Here is a 16426-nt window from a genome sequence, read left to right as displayed (position 1 = left end):
GTAACACTGATGCGACGGACGGTCTAACTCGGGAGCATGGACTTCCCGCCAAATCGAGGGTTCGACCAGGAGGAGGTCGACGAACACGTCGCCGACGCGATCGAGAACAACGAGGTCGTCCTCTTCATGAAAGGCAACGAGTTGATGCCACAGTGTGGCTACTCCCAGCGCGCGCTGGAGTTGATCGCGACCCACCGCGAGGAGTTCGAGACGGTCGACGTCCTCGAATCGCTGGCGGAGTACCGTGCGGCCCTCGAGGAACACAGCGGCTGGGAGACCATCCCCCAGACGTTCGTCGACGGCGAGTTCGTCGGCGGGTCGGACGTCCTCGCCGAACTCGAAGAGCGAGGCGAACTCGCCGCGACCCTCGGGGCCGAGGAGTGACCGATCGCCCGCGAGTCGAATAATACGTATACGTTTACAACGTATTTAACAGCAGGTCATATAAGCTACGCCCACGTACGTGTAGGTGAGAAATCGTCGCCTCCCACTCCACACCATGTCAACAGAGGAATCCAGACACGTTTATCGGTTGCACTCGACGCTCGAACTCCCGCTCGAAGATCTTCGCGACTTCCTCGAGACGGCGACGTTTCCGGAGGGTGTCACCGACGTCGAACTGACCCGCCGAAACAACACTCTCATTCTGAAAGCCGTCGCGGCCGACGAGAGCGTCAGCAAGTACACCCCGACGGCCCAGCTCAAGGCGAGCGTGACCGAGAACCGGGTCTACGAGGAGGACCCGGACGAGCGACGCAACTCCTTCCGCTGGGACGAGGAGGACGAAGAGGAGATCGAGTCCGAACTCGTCGAGTTCGCCGCGTTCAAGGGCGACCGCGAGACCGTCCTGCAGAACTCGCTGCTGCAGTACGAGATGTTCCGCGTCCTCTGTAACATCGCCGAGGTCGCCGAGAAGGGCACCCTGACGGCGATCTCCGAGCGCGACGGCGAACTCGAGGCGACGCGCATCGTCGACGGCGAACCCCGGCCGGCCGACGTCGAAGTGGTAGAGGGTCCCCGCGAGCGCAAGACCAGTTCGTCGGGAGTCAACTGGCGCGACAACAAGTTCATCTCCGACTGACGGGCGTCGACCGGTCGGCGCCGTCACAGCCGTTTCCAGCCGCATGAGAACCACCGAGTACCGCTGTACGTGCGGGGCCGTCCTCCGGTACCGCCAGGACCTCCTCAAAGAGTCCGGGACGGTCTCGCCGACGTGGAAGTGCAAAGACTGCCTGACGCCCGTCCCCGGGATGGTCGCCGAGAAGATCAGCCACCAGCACCCGTCGTAGCGGTTTCGCAGTCGACTGGCTCGGTAGCGGTCGTTCGCGGCTTGCGACGGCGCGACGCCCGTCGTCGCACACGAACGGGGTAGCTATCAGCCGCCCGAGTGAAACTCGCGGCGGGACGCGAGGTGTGCGGGGTCGAACGCGACGCCGACGTCCGCGTAGTAGAGCGCGAGGTTCGCCTCTAAATCCGTCATGAGGTAGTGCTCGATCGGGTCTTTCAGGGCGGTCACCCGGTCCGCTGCGCCCTCCGCGACCGCCTCGAGGTACGCCGGGCCGAGTTCCTCGCCGAACACGGTGTTTGTAACTGGTTGCCCGTTCCAGACGGTCGTCGGCGTCGGAAGCCCGTAACTCTCGAGGCACTCTTCCAGCTTCGGCCACTTCTCGTTCGTCCGATTCGCCTTCTCTTTCCGGTCGGTGAACAGGTCGAGGTGGGTGTCCGGCGTATCGATCGCTGGCGAGAGCTCGTCCGCGCCGAGGAGCGTCAGCCGCTCGTTCAGAAACGCCATGTCGAACTCGGATCCCTTGTACGTGACGAGCAGGTCGGCACCGAGGTCGTCGAGTCGCGTGAGCGCCCGCTCGATCAGCGTGGCTTCGTCGGTGTCGGTATCCTGATGGTGCAGCTCGTAGCTGGCCTCGCTCGCTGGCGTGTCGCGGTCGTGGACGCCGAGGCCGATCGCGACCGTTTCGCCGTGCGTCGGATCGAAGTGGGTCGTCTCGATGTCGATCGTTGCGATGCGTTCGTGGCCGCCGTCGTCACGCTGATACCGCATATCAAAAATAGTGAGAGTCGATATATTTAAACTGCCACTACCGGGGTGAAAGCGAACGGGGCGCCGCTGTCGGGTCATATCGAGACAGCGGGTCGAGGGGGTATCCGTCCGGATACACGGGGTCAGTATTCGATCGGTAGACGCAGCGAAGTCGTACGAGGGCAGTGCGAGAGGCGCTAGTCTTCGGTTTTACGAGAGGTGGACTATTTCAGCGAAAGGAGTTCCGAAGACGACGCGGAGGACGGGAGTCCGCTGGCGGAAACTGTTGAGCAACGGGAAACAGATCCTCCGGGGTCCGGAGGAACACGACGGGCGTCAAACAACAGGGAGTCGCCGAGACGTTCGGATGGACCGACACGAAGACGAGGTCGGTCGTCGGCGACCTTCGGGAGTCAGGCGAGATCGAGTCGTTCCAACTCCCGCGCGAGAACGGCTTCGTCCGCGAGGATGAGAGCGAGGAGATCGGACCGTGACGGGGCCGGCGCAGTTCGGCTCGAACCACGGACCGCGACGGCGGTTAAACCGGGTTAAACGTGGTTAAAAGTCGTTGAACCGGACTGAAAACTGTTCTGTTATATGACCTCCCGAGACAGTTCTCCGACTGCGATGCAACGAACTACGAGCACACTCGTCGCCCTGATCGTCGTCGTCGCGTTCGCCGGTGCGGTGCCGTTCGCGACCGCGGCTCAGGACAGCGCGGACAGTACAGCAGACGAAGTCAGACCCGGAGAGAAGCTTTCGGGCGTCGTCGGCGTCCAAGAGGCCGAGTTCGAAGGCGAACTCGCTGAGCGCGCCAACGGCATCGAGATGGCGAAGGCCGAGACGGACGAAGCGAAAGCCGACGTCGCGGCCGAGCAACTCGCCGAGATCGAGCAGCGCATCGCCGACCTCGACCAGCGCCTACAGGAGGCCGAACAGGCCCGCGAAAGCGGTGAGATCAGCGAGGGCCAGTACAGGGCCGAGATGGCGAAAGTCGCCGCCGAGAAGAAGACTGCCCAGCGACTCGCCGAGCAGAACGAGGCCGCTGTGGGCGAACTGCCAGCCGATCTCCTCGAGGAGAAAGGCATCAACGTCACCGCGATTCAGCGGCTGAAAACCGAGGCGAGCGAACTTGGTGGCGAGGAAGTCGCCACGATCGCTCAGAGCATCGCCGGCGACCGTGTCGGCGAGCGGATGGCCGGTGACGCCGACGGCGAGGCGTACCGTCCTGACCCAGCGTCCATGGGTGGGAACGGGACCGATCGTAACGGCCAGGCTGGTGTGGACTTCGGCGACACCGAAACTGGATTTGAGACGGCCGACCGGCAGATCCAGAACGCGAGCGCACAGATCGCGCAGGCAGAGAAGCAGGTGAGCGAGGACGACGCCGAGGCCATGGCCGCACTCGAACGCGCCAAAGCCAACCTCACCGAGGCCGAAGAAGCGCTCGAACAGGCACGAACCGCGCGCGAGAACGGCGAGAACGCGCGCGAGAATGTTCGCAACGCACTTCACCACTCCAGCGCGGCACTCGAACACGCCGAAGCGGCGCTCGCCGCTCTCGACGGCGAGTACGGCGCGGATCGGACCGGTTCCGGAGCCACAGACACCGACAGCTGATTCGAATCCGAGATTACGCGTACTCACCGCGGTTTTATTCGAACCCACCCGATGATATCGACAGTAGATACACGTACCGCCCGCCGGACGGCACGCACGTGGGGTATCGTCGCGCTAGTACTGCTCGCCGCCGTCGCGACGCCCGCGGCGGCCCAGACCGGTACACAGGCGCAGCTAACTACCGACACCACGGAACCGGCGTTCGTCGTCGCCCTCCACGAGGACGGGAGTGCGGACGTCACGGTGACGATGACGTACGACCTGACCGACGAGAACGCGGCGTTCGAGTCGCTTCGAAACAACAGCACTGTCCAACAAAACGCGGCCGAGACGTTCGCAGAGCGGTTGCGCTCGGTCGCCGCCAACGCGTCGGAAGCGACCGGCCGGGAGATGAGCGTCTCGGACCCCTCGATTTCGCTCTCGACGGCCGACGGCGGGAGCGTCGGCGTCATCACACTCCAGGTTCGCTGGCACGGCCTCGCAGCGGTTGACGGCGACACCCTGCACGTGAGCGAGCCGTTCGCGAGCGGGTTCACACCCGAACGACCGTTCACGCTCGTCGAACCGGACGGCTACGAACTCACCGACGCGACGCCGGAACCGGCCGACACGACCGCAGACGGCGCGACGTGGGCGGCCGGCACCAGCCTCGAGGGGTTCTCGGCGACGTTCGAACCGAGCACCGCCAGCACGAGCGGCGGCGACGCCCTCCCCGGGTTCGGCCCGGTCGCCGGCCTCGTCGCCGTGAGTGCCGGCGCCGCCCTGCTCGCCCGCCGTAGCGCGAGCTAGGACCGGCACATCAGCGGTTCCGTTTTCGCCGATTCGAAAGCGCCACCGGATAGCGGCGGCGGGCCGGCCCGTCACAGCGCGCTCGCCCCGCGCGAGGACAGAAACCCAAGAGACAGGTGGCCGTATCCCGGCCGAGAGGAAAGCGATACCGTACTTCGACAGTTACAGAAATCAGCATCGAGACCCGGATGGACACGCTCCGCGTGTGCATCCGATCGACGACTGGATCGAACACCGGCGGCCGGACGTGACAGGACGCCGGTGAACCGAAAATGTTTTGGCGGTTTGATAGATGGTGGATTCATGCCCTCCAGAGAACCAACCCGCCGCGACGTACTGACCTTCGGTGGCCTTGCAACGGTTGCTGCACTCAGCGGATGTTCGCAACGATATCGGTCTGCCGATGGATCGTCAGATCACCTCGTGCTTTCGCTGTCTGAACAGGAGGGGTCGCTTCGCGATCGGTACGTTGCCGATCTGACGGAGACGCGACCACCGTGGGACGAGGAAGCGTTCGACGCAACACTCGACGGCACGACGTACACAACCCGGCATCACACCCCATTCCGCACCCGTGGCGAAGAGGAACCAACCTATGCCCAGCGGAACGGAACGTACTACCGGCTAGATTCGCAAATCGTCGACGAGAAAACCGTCGAACACCCACTTCTCCGATTGTACAACGTAGAGGACGAACCGGAGGGCGCCGAGGTGGTTTCTCACTCGTCTCTCACACAAGTTGACAAACGGGCAGTCCAGATCGCGCGGTTCGCCGCCCGTGCGCGCGACAACAGCGGCGGTGTCCCGTGGGGCCTCGTCGAACGGGACGGCTATGTCTACAGAAGCCCCGACGCAATCGAAACAAGCGACCTCCTCGACGAATCCGGCGCCTCCTACGTCGAGCACCGAGACACAGTTTACGAAGTACGGATCACACGAGAACTCTTCCACGAAGCGGTGTACCGGGCCGACATCGACAGAGTCGCGGAGTCCGATTCTCAGATGGAGACGATTCTGCGTGCAGCCGTTTTGGACTCACGCATCTCCCGCGCCGAACTCTCCGAAAATGAACGTGGGATCCTGCAGGAGGCGATGTGGGAGTCTTACAGCGAGCAACATCCCTACTCAGAAGCATACAGTGGCGTTCTCAAGAAACTCGACCAGTGGGCATACTTGGACGGAAATATCGAGAGAGACGGCCGTATCGAATCCGGCCTTCAGCAGCGGTATTTACTGTACGACGATCGTTACTTCAGCTACACGCTCCGGTTTCTATCCGAAGAGACGACGTAATCACCAGCCGCTCCGTCGATCCCCTGCCGACTCACGAGCGGCGACGAGAGCGTCACGTCGGCCATTACAACAACCGATACTGGGTCGTTCGCGGTGCCAGACTACTCTGAATCGATCGGTAAGCTACCGCTCTTTGACAGCCACGACACTGGGCGTCTCGCTCTACCCGGCCCGGCTCGGCCCTGTGAACGGAAGCTAGCCCACAGCGATGTACTGCCCGTGTCGCTGCGACCCGGGCTGGTAGCGGGTTACCGGTACAGGAATTCTTGACTCTGTTGGGGTCCCAAACGAGGATAGAGATCCAGTGCCGAACACAGAGGGTGAGTTCAGCAACACGACGATAACTCGGGCAGCGCTGCGAGGACTCGGCCAGAAGTACCGAGTCCCGTCTGTCTCCGCCTTCGTCCCCCGTGATTGTGGGTCGGTCAGCCGAGTTTCGAAGGGCAGCGGCGGTTCGGTCTTCCTCTGTGGGTGACGGTCCCGCAGTTCTATATGTGTCTGGGCACGATACTCCGTCCGCAATGGGATTCTTCAACCGCCTCGGCATCGGTTCGGCCGAGGTCGACACGATACTCGAAACGGAGACGGTCCGTCCCGGCGACAGCGTTCCGGCCCGCATCGAGATCGAGGGTGGCTCCGACGACCAGGAGGTCGACGGGATCGACCTCGCGATCATGACCCGCTACGAGGTCGAGACCGACGATGGGAGTAGCTACTCGACGGGGAAGATCACGGAAACGGAGCTGACAGACGGGTTCACCATCACCGCCGGCGAGGAGCGGACGATCGATGCCGGTTCGATCCACGTCCCCGAGTCGACGCCACCGACCATCGGCAAAACGCGGGTCTGGGTGTACACCGGTCTCGATATCGACCTGTCGGTGGATCCGAAGGACAAAGACCACCTGGAAGTGCTGCCAGGCCCGTATCTGGAGGCGCTACTGGGGGTCGTCGAGGATCTCGGATTCCGTCGCAGTTCCGTCGACAACGTCGAAGCACCCTCGTTCGGACCGAAAGAGTTCGTCCAGGAGTTCGAATACAAGCCACACGGCGGACCGTACAGCGGCGAACTCGACGAAATCGAGCTGTTTCCGGCCCGGCACGGCGACCGACTCGAAGTCGTCGTCGAGGTGGATAAAAGCGGCCTGTCGATCTTCGGCTCCGACGAGAGTCACCACCACATCACCATCGACACTACCGACTCCGAGCACATCGAGAGACTGCTCACCGACCTCATCGACCGACAGCTCTGAGCGGACGCGGCCCTCGCAGTCACCCTCTCGACGCCGATCGTATCGGGAGATTTCGCGGTCGTCGTCGGCCTCACCGTCGAAGATGCTGTCCGCGAACGTCGCGTTGCTCGCGCTCTTCGGGGGACAATTCGAGAATAGCTCTGCCCTCGTCAGGGGCGCGCTGGGTCGTTATCCGGTATCTACAGCACGACGATATAAGTATTCAACCGGCACGCGGATTTCGGTACGGTCTCACCCGGCTACCGCGGCAATCGTCCCGTCGACAGGGCTGTGGCCGATCGCACGGCAGGGTCCTCCTGCACCCGGTCGGAAGTCCCGCCGTCGTTAAGACTCGCTGGCACGTAGCTACCGTATGAGTGTCGTCTGCGAGTTCGAACTGCTCTCGAGGACGTTGCCCCTCACCGGCGTCGCCGCGACTCTCGAGACGATCCTGACGATCGACGACGTCATCTCGGGGACGAAAGACGCTCCGTCGGCCGTGTTCTCGACGACGGGCGTCGACCCGGATCGCCTCGAAGCAGCCATGGACGGCGCCGAGTCGGTCCTGAAGTACGTCGCGCTCGAATCGGCGGTCGTCGAATCGAGATATCGCGTCGAACTCGATGCGTCACACACCGACATCTACACGCGACTCGTCGATCTGCAGACCCATCCCATGGGCGCGGTCGTAACCGGTCGTGGCTGGAAGGTCAGCGCGCAGTTTGCCGACCGGGACGACCTCGAAACGTTCCGCGAGGCGTGTGGGGAGACGGGGATCGAGTTCCGTCCGCGGCGAGTCTTCGAGAGTAAAATCGATTCCACGGCCGATTACGGCCTCACGGCCGCCCAGCAGGAGGCGCTACTCGCCGCCCACGAGATGGGATACTTCGACGTCCCCCGCGGGGCCGACCTGTCCGACCTCGCCGAGGAACTCGACACCACGACGTCCGCGCTGTCCGAGCGACTCCGACGCGGCCAGCGCCAACTCGTCGGGCGCACGATAGCCAGCTCGAAGTAGCCTTTGAGTTGCAGGATATATCCTGTAAAGCGCTATCGCCGCGGCTCCGCTACCTTCGACTGCGGGGACGCCGGCCGAATCCGTTCAGTCGGCACCGAACCCCGGAGGGAGTCGCATGAAGACGTTACCAGTTTCCGAAACGAGTGCAGGCCGCGAACCGACCCACGAGTATCACGCAGCACACGAACCGGAGGAGACGTATGTCCACTGATCGACCACCGCACGTCGCCACCCGTGAGGCGCACGTCGTCGGCGGCGGCATCGCCGGACTGGCGGCCGCCGCGTTCCTGATCCGCGACGGCAACATGCCCGGCGAGAACGTTCATCTCTACGAGAAACTCGACGTCGTCGGCGGGGCGATGGACGGCGCGGGCGACCCCGAGGAGGGGTACGTCATCCGGGGCGGGCGGATGTTCAATTTCCCCACGTACGAGTGTACCTGGGACCTCTTCCGGACGATCCCGTCGCTGGAGGATCCCAGCATTTCGGTCAAAGAGGAGATGAACGAGTTCAACGAGATCCACGAGTCCTACGCGGAGACGCGGCTGATGGAGAACGGGCAGCGCGTCGACGCCTCGCAGTTCGAGTTGGACACGCAGCATCGGCTCTCGTTGGTTCGCCTGCTGGCGACGCCCGAGGAACGGCTCGGCGATACCCGGATCGAGGAGTGGTTCGACGACGACTTCTTCGAGACGAACTTCTGGTATCTGTGGGCGACGATCTTCGCCTTCCAGCCCTGGCACAGCGTCGCCGAGGTCCGGCGGTACATGTACCGGTTCCTCCACGTGTTCCCCGGGTTGCACACCCTAGAGGACATCGACCGGACGAAGTACAACCAGTACGACTCGATGATCCTCCCGCTTCGCCGGTGGCTCGAGGACAGGGACGTCGACTTCCAGCACGGGTGTCGCGTGACGGACATGGACGTCACCACCTCGCGGGACGGTCGGACCGTCGAGCGGATCCACTACGAGACCGACGACGGCACCGAGAGCGTCGCGGTCGACCCGACGGATCTCGTCTTCGTCACGAACGGTTCGATGACCGACGGCTCGGACCTCGGATCGTGGGACGAAGCGCCCGAAACGAACGAGACGGGTGCCTCCTGGGAGCTCTGGCGGTCCATCGCGGAGGACAACCCGCAGTTCGGCGATCCCGAGGTCTTCGCGGGCAACGTCCAGGAGACCAAGTGGGAGTCGTTTACCGTCACGCTGGAGAACACCGACCTGTTCGATCACATCGTCGAGTTCACCGACGAGGAACCGGGCAACGGGCTGGTGACCTACGTCGATTCGAACTGGCTCATGTCCACCGTCGTCGCGGCCCAGCCCCACTTCGCGAACCAGCCCGACGACGTGAAGATCTTCTGGGGGTACGCGCTGTTCCCCGACCGGGAGGGTGACTACGTCGACAAGAAGATGTCCGAGTGTACGGGCCGGGAGATCCTCGAAGAGCTGTGCTATCACCTCCAGTGTACCGACCGGCTCCCGGAGATTCTGGAGGGCGTCGACTGTGTCCCCTGTATGATGCCGTTCATCACGGCCCACTTCCAGCCCCGCGAGCCCGGCGACCGTCCCCCCGTCGTTCCCGACGGCTCGAACAACCTCGCGTTCCTCGGGCAGTACGCCGACCTCCCACGGGACGTCGTGTTCACCGTCGAGTACTCGGTGCGGACGGCGATGACTGCCGTCTACGACCTCCTCGACCTCGACGAAGACGTGCCGCCAGTGAGCAAACACTACCGCCAGCCTGACGTCCTCGCCCAGGCGTTGCAGGCGTCGTTCCAGTAGCGGGAGTGCCAGAGAAGAGTCGCATGGATTCCCCGGTCGTGGCGCCAGCGGCTCCACGACCACCGGAATCCATCGTCCAGCAGTCATCCATCGTCCAGCAGCCATCCGTTGTCTACGACGCGTACGCTCGCCGACGATCGGCGTCAGCCGTCGGCTATCTCCGGATACTCCGTGAGGTGCGAGGCCGGGTCCCTGACCGATTCCGCAGAGCTCACAGTCGAACCCGGTGGGGCCCCTGTCGGAGTGGTCGACCTCGAACCCCTCGTCGTCTAACACGGTACTCACGAGGTCACGCTGGTCCGGCGCGACGGTCGCTCGAAGCCGCCAGCGCAACGACTCGTTGCCTAGTTACTGACTGTCCGCGTTCACGTCGAGCCAGACCCAAAGCGCACTCTCAGGTCGTGTTCCGCAGCGGGATACGGGACCCGGGTCGAGCCGCCGGCGACCGATTCTGCGGATCCGCCGCCGGGTCCCCCACTGACGGTTACCGGTCCGATCAACTCGCGGACGGTTCCTCCGGATCCGCTGACCGGAAGGTCGTCCCCGTCTCGGTCGGCAACGGAGAGCGACGCCGTGACGTCGACGGTCACGACTCCCACTCCGTAATCCCGAGTTCGAACCGCCGGTCGTCGAACGCGACGTACCACGAGTCGCGGCCGGGAGTCGGCAGGCTGTCCGCCTCGGCAAGCCGGGACCGGAGCGCGGCGAGGGCCTCCGACTGCGGCCGGCACTCCTCGTAGCCGTCGTCGGCGGCCTCGACGATGGCCCGCTGGTCCGCGGGCAGGTCGTCGAGGCGGACGAGGTAACGGTCCGCGACGAACTGGCGGAACTCGGCGTCGGTCTCGGCCACCCGCTCGACGGTGTAGCGGAGGGTTCGACGCTCCCGGGTCGCGTCGGACTCGCCCGCGACCTCGACCCGGACCGGGCGGTCGCGCCACCGAACCCACGTCGTCGCGCCGACGAGTCGCGACGCGGCGCCGCCGTCGGGGTACGGTGCGGGGAACTCCCGGACGGCGAACTGCCGGCCCAACTCCTCGTCCTCGCCTTCGGGGTTCAGTGCGGCCCCGAGCGCCGTGCGGTCGACCGCGGGGAGGTCGTCGAACGCGACGACCGCGGCGTCCGCGGGCGGCTCCTGGTCCGGGTCCGAGCGGACGTCCATCGAGAAGGCGGGGACCCGTTCGACGGTCGCGACCGCGTAATCGGTGCGGTAGAACGCGCCGTCGTGGGCGACGAACGCGTCGGCTTCGAGCGGGGCCTCCCCGTACGTGGTGTGCTCGGCGTACTCGGCGGTGGCGGCGGCGGCCACGATGGAGCGTCCGGTCCGGTCCAACTGGTACGGCAGGTCGTCAGCGGGGTCGAAACCGGCCGTCCGGACGACGACGCCGCTGTGACAGCGGTCCTCGTCCGGCTCCGTGTCGGATCCGGGACCTATCGACTTCGCTCCGAGACACCCCGTGGAGAGAAGCGTCGCGCTCAGGGCGACGACGTGGCGGCGGGAGGGCGGCATAATCGGATGCGAGCGTGACGTTCGGCATAGGTCTTGTGGACGTCTCGCCGGCGCCGCCGAAACGTACGGGGAACGCGCGACGGATCGACGCCTGCAACATTTATAACCATCCGATATCAATACCGCGAACGGCCTACCGGTCGGCCGGCACCCGGGAATCGTCGAAGGTCACCTTGCGCACCGTCGGCCGGCCGCAGTGGGCCGCTCTTGTACCGCCGGCTTCCGAGGGCCCTCACCCGTCGAGCCACGCCCGGAGGCGTTCGACGGCGACGTCCGCGACGGCGTCGGCGATCCGGTCGGGCGAGTCGGTGAGGTCCCAGACGTACTCCCCGGTGTGGGTGACCGACGCCCACTCGACGTAGCCGCGGCGGTCGAGTTCGAGGAGGAGGTCCGCCAGCGTCGCCTCGTCGACGCGGAGGTCGAGCGACCGGTCGAGGACGGCGGCGAGTTGCGCCGTGGTCGCCACGACGCGGTCGTCCCCGTCGGCGGGCGCGTCGATTCCGGGGGCGGGCGTGGCGGTCGGCGTCGGGGGCGCGGGCGGCCGCTCGGGCATGCTGGAAGCCGGTTGTGACGCGGGCGGCATCACCGCTCGCGTGAACTACGACAGGCATCAAGAGGGGACGGCCCGTCCGGCGCTCGTCGGAAGGGGAACTTTTTTCGTTTTCGTCACCGTTCCGCGAGCCATGGCAGGACGGTACGGAAACGTCGATTATCCACGACTCACGAAACGGAGTTTTCTTGCCGGGTTGATCCTCTTCGCGGTCGGCGCGCTCGGGGAACTCGCGATCTTCACGGCGGGCCTGCAGGTCCCCGCGTGGGAGAAGACGCTGCTGTTGAACCTCGAAATCTTCGGGGTGCTGGTCTGTCTCCTCTCGCCGTTTATCTTCGGCATCGTCCTCCCGCTGACCGAGTAGCGACCGCGAGGGGCCGGGATACCGACAGAGGTTTCCGCAGGCCCAAGGGGTTTATGCCACCTAATTATATCTAATTACACGCGATGAGCGAGAACTTCCCAGAGTACGTCGACGTCGACTACGAGGCCGGTGCCGGCGAGGACCCCGAGGACTACCCGCGGATCGAGGACAAGATCGAGAAGGCCATCGAGGTCACCCGACAGGGCCTCGAGGAGTACGAGAACCCCGCCGTGATGTGGACCGGGGGGAAAGACTCGACGCTCGTGCTCTACTTCGTCAAAGAGGTCGCCGACCGCTTCGACCTCGAGGTGCCTCCGGCCATCTTCATCGACCACTACCAGCACTTCGACGCGATCCACGACTTCGTCGAGCGCTGGGCCGACGAGTGGGACCTCGAGGTCATCTACGCGCGCAACGAGGACATCGGCGCCTACGTCGAGGAACACGACCTCGAACCCGGCGACGACATCCCCGTCTCCGAACTCTCCGAACACAACCGCCACCACGTCGAGAACATCCTCGAGTACGAGGAGGACACGTTCCCGTTCCTGCTCGACACCTACGCGGGCAACCACCTGCTGAAGACGGTCGCGCTCAACGACGCCCTTGAGGAGTACGACGTCGACGGCGTCATCTCCGGGGTCCGCTGGGACGAACAGGAGGCCCGCGCGGACGAGACGTTCTTCTCGCCGCGCCACGACCCCGACATCTACCCGCCCCACGACCGCGTTCAGCCCATCCTCCAGTTCGACGAGGCCGCCGTCTGGGAGGCCTTCTGGAACTTCGTCGTCCCCGACACGGTCGCGGCGTTCCCGGACGACGGCTACGTCCCCGCGGGGAAAGACGACCTCCCCGACGACCTCGGGCCCGAGGACACCCCCGTCTCGCCGAAGTACTGGGAGGGCTTTCGCTCGCTGGGTAGCGAGATCAGCACCGAGAAGACCGAGGACGACCCGGCGTGGCTGCAGGACCTCGAAGGGACGACCGAGCGCGCCGGCCGCGCCCAGGACAAGGAGGACCTGATGGAGCGCCTGCGCGACCTCGGTTACATGTAGTCAGTCGCGAAACTCCTTTCGCCCGGTCAGCGAGTCGGGCCGCAGGCGGAACTCGCGGAAGGTCACGTCCTCGCGGGGGCGGTCGAAGATCTCCACCGACGGAATCCGAACCGTCCACATCCCCTGGACGGCCGTCGATTCGTAGGGGGCGTCGGTCACCTCCTCGAGGCGGCCGTCGGCGACGACGCTTCGCCACCCGTCGTCGGTCTCCTCGTGGACGACGAAGGAGACCGGTTGCTCGAAGACGTCGCGCTTTCGGCTCCCCTCGTGGATCGAGAGCCGGAAGTAGAACTGTCGGGCGGTGGCGTCGTAGCCGTAGGAGACCGGCAGCGACACCGGGGGATCGTCGTCCGGGTTCGCGAACGAGAGCACCCCCGTCCCGCCCCTGTCGAGGAACTCGTCCAGTTCGTCGTCGCTCATTTGTACCCAGCGGAGTCCGGTCATACGACACCGTATGACACTCGACGACAAAACGGCTCGTTCCGGGCGACGTGACGGTCAGAATCGCGGAGGGGATCGGCCGCCCGTGGCGTGGACGGTGCCTACTGGTGTGTCGCCCGGTACTGTCCGTGCGCGACGCCGATGGCGAGCATGATCAGCCCGAAGATGGCCATCGAGGGGGTCACCATCATCAGAACGGTGTCGGTCGTCATCCCGATCGGCATCGCCAGCAGCGCGCCCGTTCCGATGGCGACGATCGCGACGAACGCGGCGAGCGTCGTCCGCAGGTCGAGTTCCATGCCCGGGCGTTAGGAGTCGACCCGTCTAATGGTATCGGAAACCGGCAGGCCGTTCACGCGAGGTCACTCCGCCGGCCGGACGAGGTTCGCGAGGGCGACGACGAACCCGAGGAACCAGCCCAGCGGGAACGAGATGCCGAGCCACATCGCCGCGTAGGCGGCGCCTTCGAGCTGGTAGTTCGCCCGGAGGTACTCGTTGACGCCGCCGACGACCAGCACGTTGTCGAGCGCCCACGCGGCGAGGTCGTAGCTCGGTTCGAGCACGTACGGTTCGAGCGCGGGGGTGACCAGCGCCGCGACGACCGGCGGCAGGAAGATGGCGGTCATCGCGAACGGGTAGGCCAGCATCACGGTCAGCCAGCGGCCGCCGTGTTTCGTACAGGTCGCGGCGAGCGCGGTCGAGACGACCGCGACGGCGCTGGCCGCCGCGACGGCGAGCACCGCGTCGAGGGGGATGTCGAACTGCTCCATGATCGACATCGCCCACCACGCGACCGTCAGCGCGCCCCAGACGAGCACCGCGAGGCCGGTGACGCCGACGATGCCGAGTCGGGTCCGCGTCGAGTCGAGTTTCTTCGCGTAGTACCGGGTCCCCAGTCCGACGACGGTGAGCGGGTAGAAGAGGAGCAACCCGATCAGCCCGAGGATGCTCCACGAGTAGTAGCCGACCATCTGGATCGGCGTCTCCGGTTTCCACTTCCCCATGACCGAGTGGCCGCGGCCGCGCTGGCGGGGGAAGACCAGTTCCATCCACGCCCCGTGCAGCCGCTGGAGGTCGAGCTTGATCGCACCGACGACCCCACCGCCGCCGGTCCTACGCGTACGGGTAGACATACGCGACTAACGCTTGCGGTGGACCGTAAACTTTCCTGCTTTTTCTCTTCGAAAGGGAGGTTCCCGCGGCGGCCGGCGGCGTCGCCTCAGTTCCAGGGGCCGAAGTCGGGGTCGACCTCGCGGCTGGTCTCGTCGATGGCGTCGATCGCGGCGACCTCCTCGTCGTCGAGGTCGAGCGCGAGCGAGCGCCAGTTGTCGGCGATGTGGTCCTCGCCGGTCGCCTTCGGGATCGCGGTGACGCCCTTCTCGCGGAGCCAGGCGAGGCTGACCTGCGCCTCGCTGACGCCGCGGTCCGCGGCGATCTCGGAGATCTCGGGCTGGTCGAAGACGGCCCCGCGGGCCAGCGGCGAGTAGGCGACGACCTCGATGTCGTGGGCCGCACACGCCTCGCGGACCCGCTCCTGGGGAAGCAGCGGGTGCATCTCGACCTGATTGGCGAAGATCGGCGCGTCGAGGACGTCGACGGCCACCTCGAGGTTCTCGGGTTCGAAGTTGCTGACGCCGACGTTGCGGATCAGCCCCTCGTCGTACAGTTCGTCGAACGCCGAGAGGGTCTCCTCGGGGTCGTAAGCGTTCGCCGGCCAGTGGACGTACAGCAGGTCGACGTAGTCGACGCCCAGCCGATCGAGGCTCTCGCGGGCCGTCTCGAGGACGTCGTCGTACCCGAGGTTGGAGGTCCACACCTTCGTCGCGAGGAAGATCTCCTCGCGGTCGACGTCGGCGGCGGCGAGTCCCTCGCCGACGTACGCCTCGTTGTCGTACGCCTGCGCGGTGTCGATGTGCCGGTAGCCCGTCTCGAGGGCCGTCCGGACGCTCTCGGCGCACTGTTCGGGGTCGGTGTTCTGCCACGTTCCCAGACCGAGAACCGGCATCCCGTTCGCGGTCGGACAGGCATCTGCTACGAGTCCTTCGGCATCTACCATACTCGGGGGATCGTCGACGGACGGAGAAAGGGATTGGGTTTCCGGCCAGCGGTTCGGCGACCCCGTCAGCCCTGCCACGACTCGTAGAGCCCCCGGCCGACGGCGCCGAGGCCGAAGAACCCGACGACGGTGGCGACGAGGTCGCCGAGGACCGGGATCGCGTAGGGGACGGCGAGGGCCAGCGCGCCGACGACGACGGCCGCCCCGCCGACGCCCGCCTCGCGGCCCGAGAGCAGCAGGTCGCCGATCCAGACGACGGTGACCGCGGCGCCGACGAACCCGACGACCGCGAGCACGATGCCGGCGGGGATGGCGACGATCAGCCCGATGATCGTGATCGCGAGGACGAACAGGAGGATGGGGACGCCGATCCCGAGGAGGAGTCCCCAGACGAACGCCCCGCCGGGGTCCGCGCGGAGGTCGCCGACCGTCTCCCTCGCGTACCGCGGTCCGAGGGCGACGAGCAACCCGCCGAACAGGAGGTTGACCACGAAGGAGGCGGCGAACCGGGTGCCGAAGCCGAGTTCGGGAGCGGGGTTCCGGGACTGTGCGGCCGCGGTGCCGGCGAGCGCGACGGCGCCGAACGCGAGGGCGACGCCGACGCGCGCGAGCGGCGGGGAACGATCGGAGGGCATCGACCGTCGACTATCACCGGGGCTGTAAGTCTCTTTCCCTT

19 protein-coding genes and 1 pseudogene are annotated in these 16426 nt (G+C 65.6%); 12 read left to right on the top strand and 8 right to left on the bottom strand.

Translation table 11 applies throughout. The features are described from left to right. Positions 1-36: 36 nt before the first annotated feature. From NKG98_RS05725 to NKG98_RS05715, 3 genes are all read left to right on the top strand, one after another. Positions 37-384, top strand: a complete 348-nt coding sequence (locus tag NKG98_RS05725) for a glutaredoxin family protein (RefSeq protein WP_254768702.1) — start codon at positions 37-39, stop codon at positions 382-384. A gap of 115 nt (positions 385-499) precedes the next feature. Continuing rightward, complete coding sequence (locus NKG98_RS05720; RefSeq protein WP_254768701.1) at positions 500-1081, top strand: DUF7110 family protein; 582 nt, start codon at positions 500-502, stop codon at positions 1079-1081. A gap of 43 nt (positions 1082-1124) precedes the next feature. After that, entirely contained in the window at positions 1125-1289 is a 165-nt protein-coding gene (locus NKG98_RS05715; RefSeq protein WP_254768700.1) for a hypothetical protein, read from the top strand. A gap of 86 nt (positions 1290-1375) precedes the next feature. On the opposite strand, the gene NKG98_RS05710 is transcribed toward NKG98_RS05715, so the two are convergent. Further along, entirely contained in the window at positions 1376-2056 is a 681-nt protein-coding gene (locus NKG98_RS05710) for a ribonuclease H-like domain-containing protein (RefSeq protein ID WP_254768699.1), read from the bottom strand. A gap of 323 nt (positions 2057-2379) precedes the next feature. On the opposite strand from NKG98_RS05710, the pseudogene NKG98_RS19090 reads away from it, so the two are divergent. From NKG98_RS19090 to NKG98_RS05680, 7 genes and pseudogenes are all read left to right on the top strand, one after another. Then, positions 2380-2529: pseudogene (locus tag NKG98_RS19090) on the top strand (DUF7343 domain-containing protein); the annotation flags it as partial. A gap of 103 nt (positions 2530-2632) precedes the next feature. Continuing rightward, positions 2633-3655 (top strand): coiled-coil domain-containing protein, encoded by a 1023-nt coding sequence (locus NKG98_RS05705; RefSeq protein WP_254768698.1) that lies wholly within the window; start codon positions 2633-2635, stop codon positions 3653-3655. A 51-nt stretch (positions 3656-3706) separates the two neighbouring features. Then, entirely contained in the window at positions 3707-4444 is a 738-nt protein-coding gene (locus NKG98_RS05700) for a DUF7345 domain-containing protein (protein ID WP_254768697.1), read from the top strand. A gap of 303 nt (positions 4445-4747) precedes the next feature. Beyond that, a complete protein-coding gene (locus tag NKG98_RS05695; RefSeq protein ID WP_254768696.1) occupies positions 4748-5737 on the top strand; it encodes a hypothetical protein in 990 nt (329 codons plus the stop codon). A gap of 410 nt (positions 5738-6147) precedes the next feature. Then, positions 6148-6990 carry a sporulation protein gene (locus tag NKG98_RS05690; RefSeq protein ID WP_254768695.1) on the top strand — a complete coding sequence of 281 codons (843 nt, stop codon included), beginning with the start codon at positions 6148-6150 and terminating at the stop codon, positions 6988-6990. 352 nt (positions 6991-7342) lie between these two features. After that, positions 7343-7987, top strand: coding sequence for a helix-turn-helix domain-containing protein (locus NKG98_RS05685; protein WP_254768694.1), 645 nt, complete (start codon positions 7343-7345; stop codon positions 7985-7987). A 170-nt stretch (positions 7988-8157) separates the two neighbouring features. After that, entirely contained in the window at positions 8158-9777 is a 1620-nt protein-coding gene (locus tag NKG98_RS05680; RefSeq protein ID WP_425504406.1) for an oleate hydratase, read from the top strand. 586 nt (positions 9778-10363) lie between these two features. On the opposite strand, the gene NKG98_RS05675 is transcribed toward NKG98_RS05680, so the two are convergent. Both NKG98_RS05675 and NKG98_RS05670 read right to left on the bottom strand, forming a co-directional pair. After that, positions 10364-11284: a hypothetical protein gene (locus tag NKG98_RS05675; protein WP_254768692.1), complete on the bottom strand. Its 921-nt coding sequence runs from the start codon at positions 11282-11284 to the stop codon at positions 10364-10366. Positions 11285-11516: 232 nt separating this feature from the next. After that, positions 11517-11837: a hypothetical protein gene (locus NKG98_RS05670; RefSeq protein WP_254768691.1), complete on the bottom strand. Its 321-nt coding sequence runs from the start codon at positions 11835-11837 to the stop codon at positions 11517-11519. 130 nt (positions 11838-11967) lie between these two features. On the opposite strand from NKG98_RS05670, the gene NKG98_RS05665 reads away from it, so the two are divergent. Further along, positions 11968-12198 carry a DUF7860 family protein gene (locus NKG98_RS05665; protein WP_254768690.1) on the top strand — a complete coding sequence of 77 codons (231 nt, stop codon included), beginning with the start codon at positions 11968-11970 and terminating at the stop codon, positions 12196-12198. An 83-nt stretch (positions 12199-12281) separates the two neighbouring features. Further along, positions 12282-13253, top strand: coding sequence for a phosphoadenosine phosphosulfate reductase family protein (locus NKG98_RS05660; protein ID WP_254768689.1), 972 nt, complete (start codon positions 12282-12284; stop codon positions 13251-13253). On the opposite strand, the gene NKG98_RS05655 is transcribed toward NKG98_RS05660, so the two are convergent. From NKG98_RS05655 to NKG98_RS05635, 5 genes are all read right to left on the bottom strand, one after another. Further along, positions 13254-13697 carry a pyridoxamine 5'-phosphate oxidase family protein gene (locus NKG98_RS05655; protein WP_254768688.1) on the bottom strand — a complete coding sequence of 148 codons (444 nt, stop codon included), beginning with the start codon at positions 13695-13697 and terminating at the stop codon, positions 13254-13256. Between the two features lie 98 nt (positions 13698-13795). Next, positions 13796-13993, bottom strand: coding sequence for a DUF7333 family protein (locus NKG98_RS05650; protein ID WP_254768687.1), 198 nt, complete (start codon positions 13991-13993; stop codon positions 13796-13798). A gap of 63 nt (positions 13994-14056) precedes the next feature. Beyond that, positions 14057-14827 carry a hypothetical protein gene (locus tag NKG98_RS05645; protein WP_254768686.1) on the bottom strand — a complete coding sequence of 257 codons (771 nt, stop codon included), beginning with the start codon at positions 14825-14827 and terminating at the stop codon, positions 14057-14059. An 86-nt stretch (positions 14828-14913) separates the two neighbouring features. Then, a complete protein-coding gene (locus NKG98_RS05640) occupies positions 14914-15750 on the bottom strand; it encodes an aldo/keto reductase (RefSeq protein WP_254768685.1) in 837 nt (278 codons plus the stop codon). Between the two features lie 65 nt (positions 15751-15815). Next, entirely contained in the window at positions 15816-16385 is a 570-nt protein-coding gene (locus tag NKG98_RS05635; protein WP_254768684.1) for a DUF8173 domain-containing protein, read from the bottom strand. Positions 16386-16426 lie beyond the last annotated feature (41 nt).

Origin of the sequence: Salinilacihabitans rarus, from assembly GCF_024296665.1 — an archaeon.
In the GTDB taxonomy this organism is placed as follows: Archaea; Halobacteriota; Halobacteria; order Halobacteriales; family Natrialbaceae; genus Salinilacihabitans; species Salinilacihabitans rarus.
This window is presented reverse-complemented; position numbering and strand designations above follow the sequence as displayed.

Excerpts from the sequence above, each read along its gene's own strand:
- NKG98_RS05650 (WP_254768687.1), bottom strand. The coding sequence starts at position 13,993 with ATGGAACTCGACCTGCGGACGACGCTCGCCGCGTTCGTCGCGATCGTC.
- NKG98_RS05720 (WP_254768701.1), top strand. The coding sequence starts at position 500 with ATGTCAACAGAGGAATCCAGACACGTTTATCGGTTGCACTCGACGCTC.
- NKG98_RS05725 (WP_254768702.1), top strand. The coding sequence starts at position 37 with ATGGACTTCCCGCCAAATCGAGGGTTCGACCAGGAGGAGGTCGACGAA.
- NKG98_RS05685 (WP_254768694.1), top strand. The coding sequence starts at position 7,343 with ATGAGTGTCGTCTGCGAGTTCGAACTGCTCTCGAGGACGTTGCCCCTC.
- NKG98_RS05695 (WP_254768696.1), top strand. The coding sequence starts at position 4,748 with ATGCCCTCCAGAGAACCAACCCGCCGCGACGTACTGACCTTCGGTGGC.
- NKG98_RS05655 (WP_254768688.1), bottom strand. The coding sequence starts at position 13,697 with ATGACCGGACTCCGCTGGGTACAAATGAGCGACGACGAACTGGACGAG.
- NKG98_RS05635 (WP_254768684.1), bottom strand. The coding sequence starts at position 16,385 with ATGCCCTCCGATCGTTCCCCGCCGCTCGCGCGCGTCGGCGTCGCCCTC.
- NKG98_RS05675 (WP_254768692.1), bottom strand. The coding sequence starts at position 11,284 with ATGCCGCCCTCCCGCCGCCACGTCGTCGCCCTGAGCGCGACGCTTCTC.
- NKG98_RS05715 (WP_254768700.1), top strand. The coding sequence starts at position 1,125 with ATGAGAACCACCGAGTACCGCTGTACGTGCGGGGCCGTCCTCCGGTAC.
- NKG98_RS05640 (WP_254768685.1), bottom strand. The coding sequence starts at position 15,750 with ATGGTAGATGCCGAAGGACTCGTAGCAGATGCCTGTCCGACCGCGAAC.
- NKG98_RS05665 (WP_254768690.1), top strand. The coding sequence starts at position 11,968 with ATGGCAGGACGGTACGGAAACGTCGATTATCCACGACTCACGAAACGG.
- NKG98_RS05710 (WP_254768699.1), bottom strand. The coding sequence starts at position 2,056 with ATGCGGTATCAGCGTGACGACGGCGGCCACGAACGCATCGCAACGATC.
- NKG98_RS05705 (WP_254768698.1), top strand. The coding sequence starts at position 2,633 with ATGACCTCCCGAGACAGTTCTCCGACTGCGATGCAACGAACTACGAGC.
- NKG98_RS05670 (WP_254768691.1), bottom strand. The coding sequence starts at position 11,837 with ATGCCCGAGCGGCCGCCCGCGCCCCCGACGCCGACCGCCACGCCCGCC.
- NKG98_RS05660 (WP_254768689.1), top strand. The coding sequence starts at position 12,282 with ATGAGCGAGAACTTCCCAGAGTACGTCGACGTCGACTACGAGGCCGGT.
- NKG98_RS05645 (WP_254768686.1), bottom strand. The coding sequence starts at position 14,827 with ATGTCTACCCGTACGCGTAGGACCGGCGGCGGTGGGGTCGTCGGTGCG.
- NKG98_RS05700 (WP_254768697.1), top strand. The coding sequence starts at position 3,707 with ATGATATCGACAGTAGATACACGTACCGCCCGCCGGACGGCACGCACG.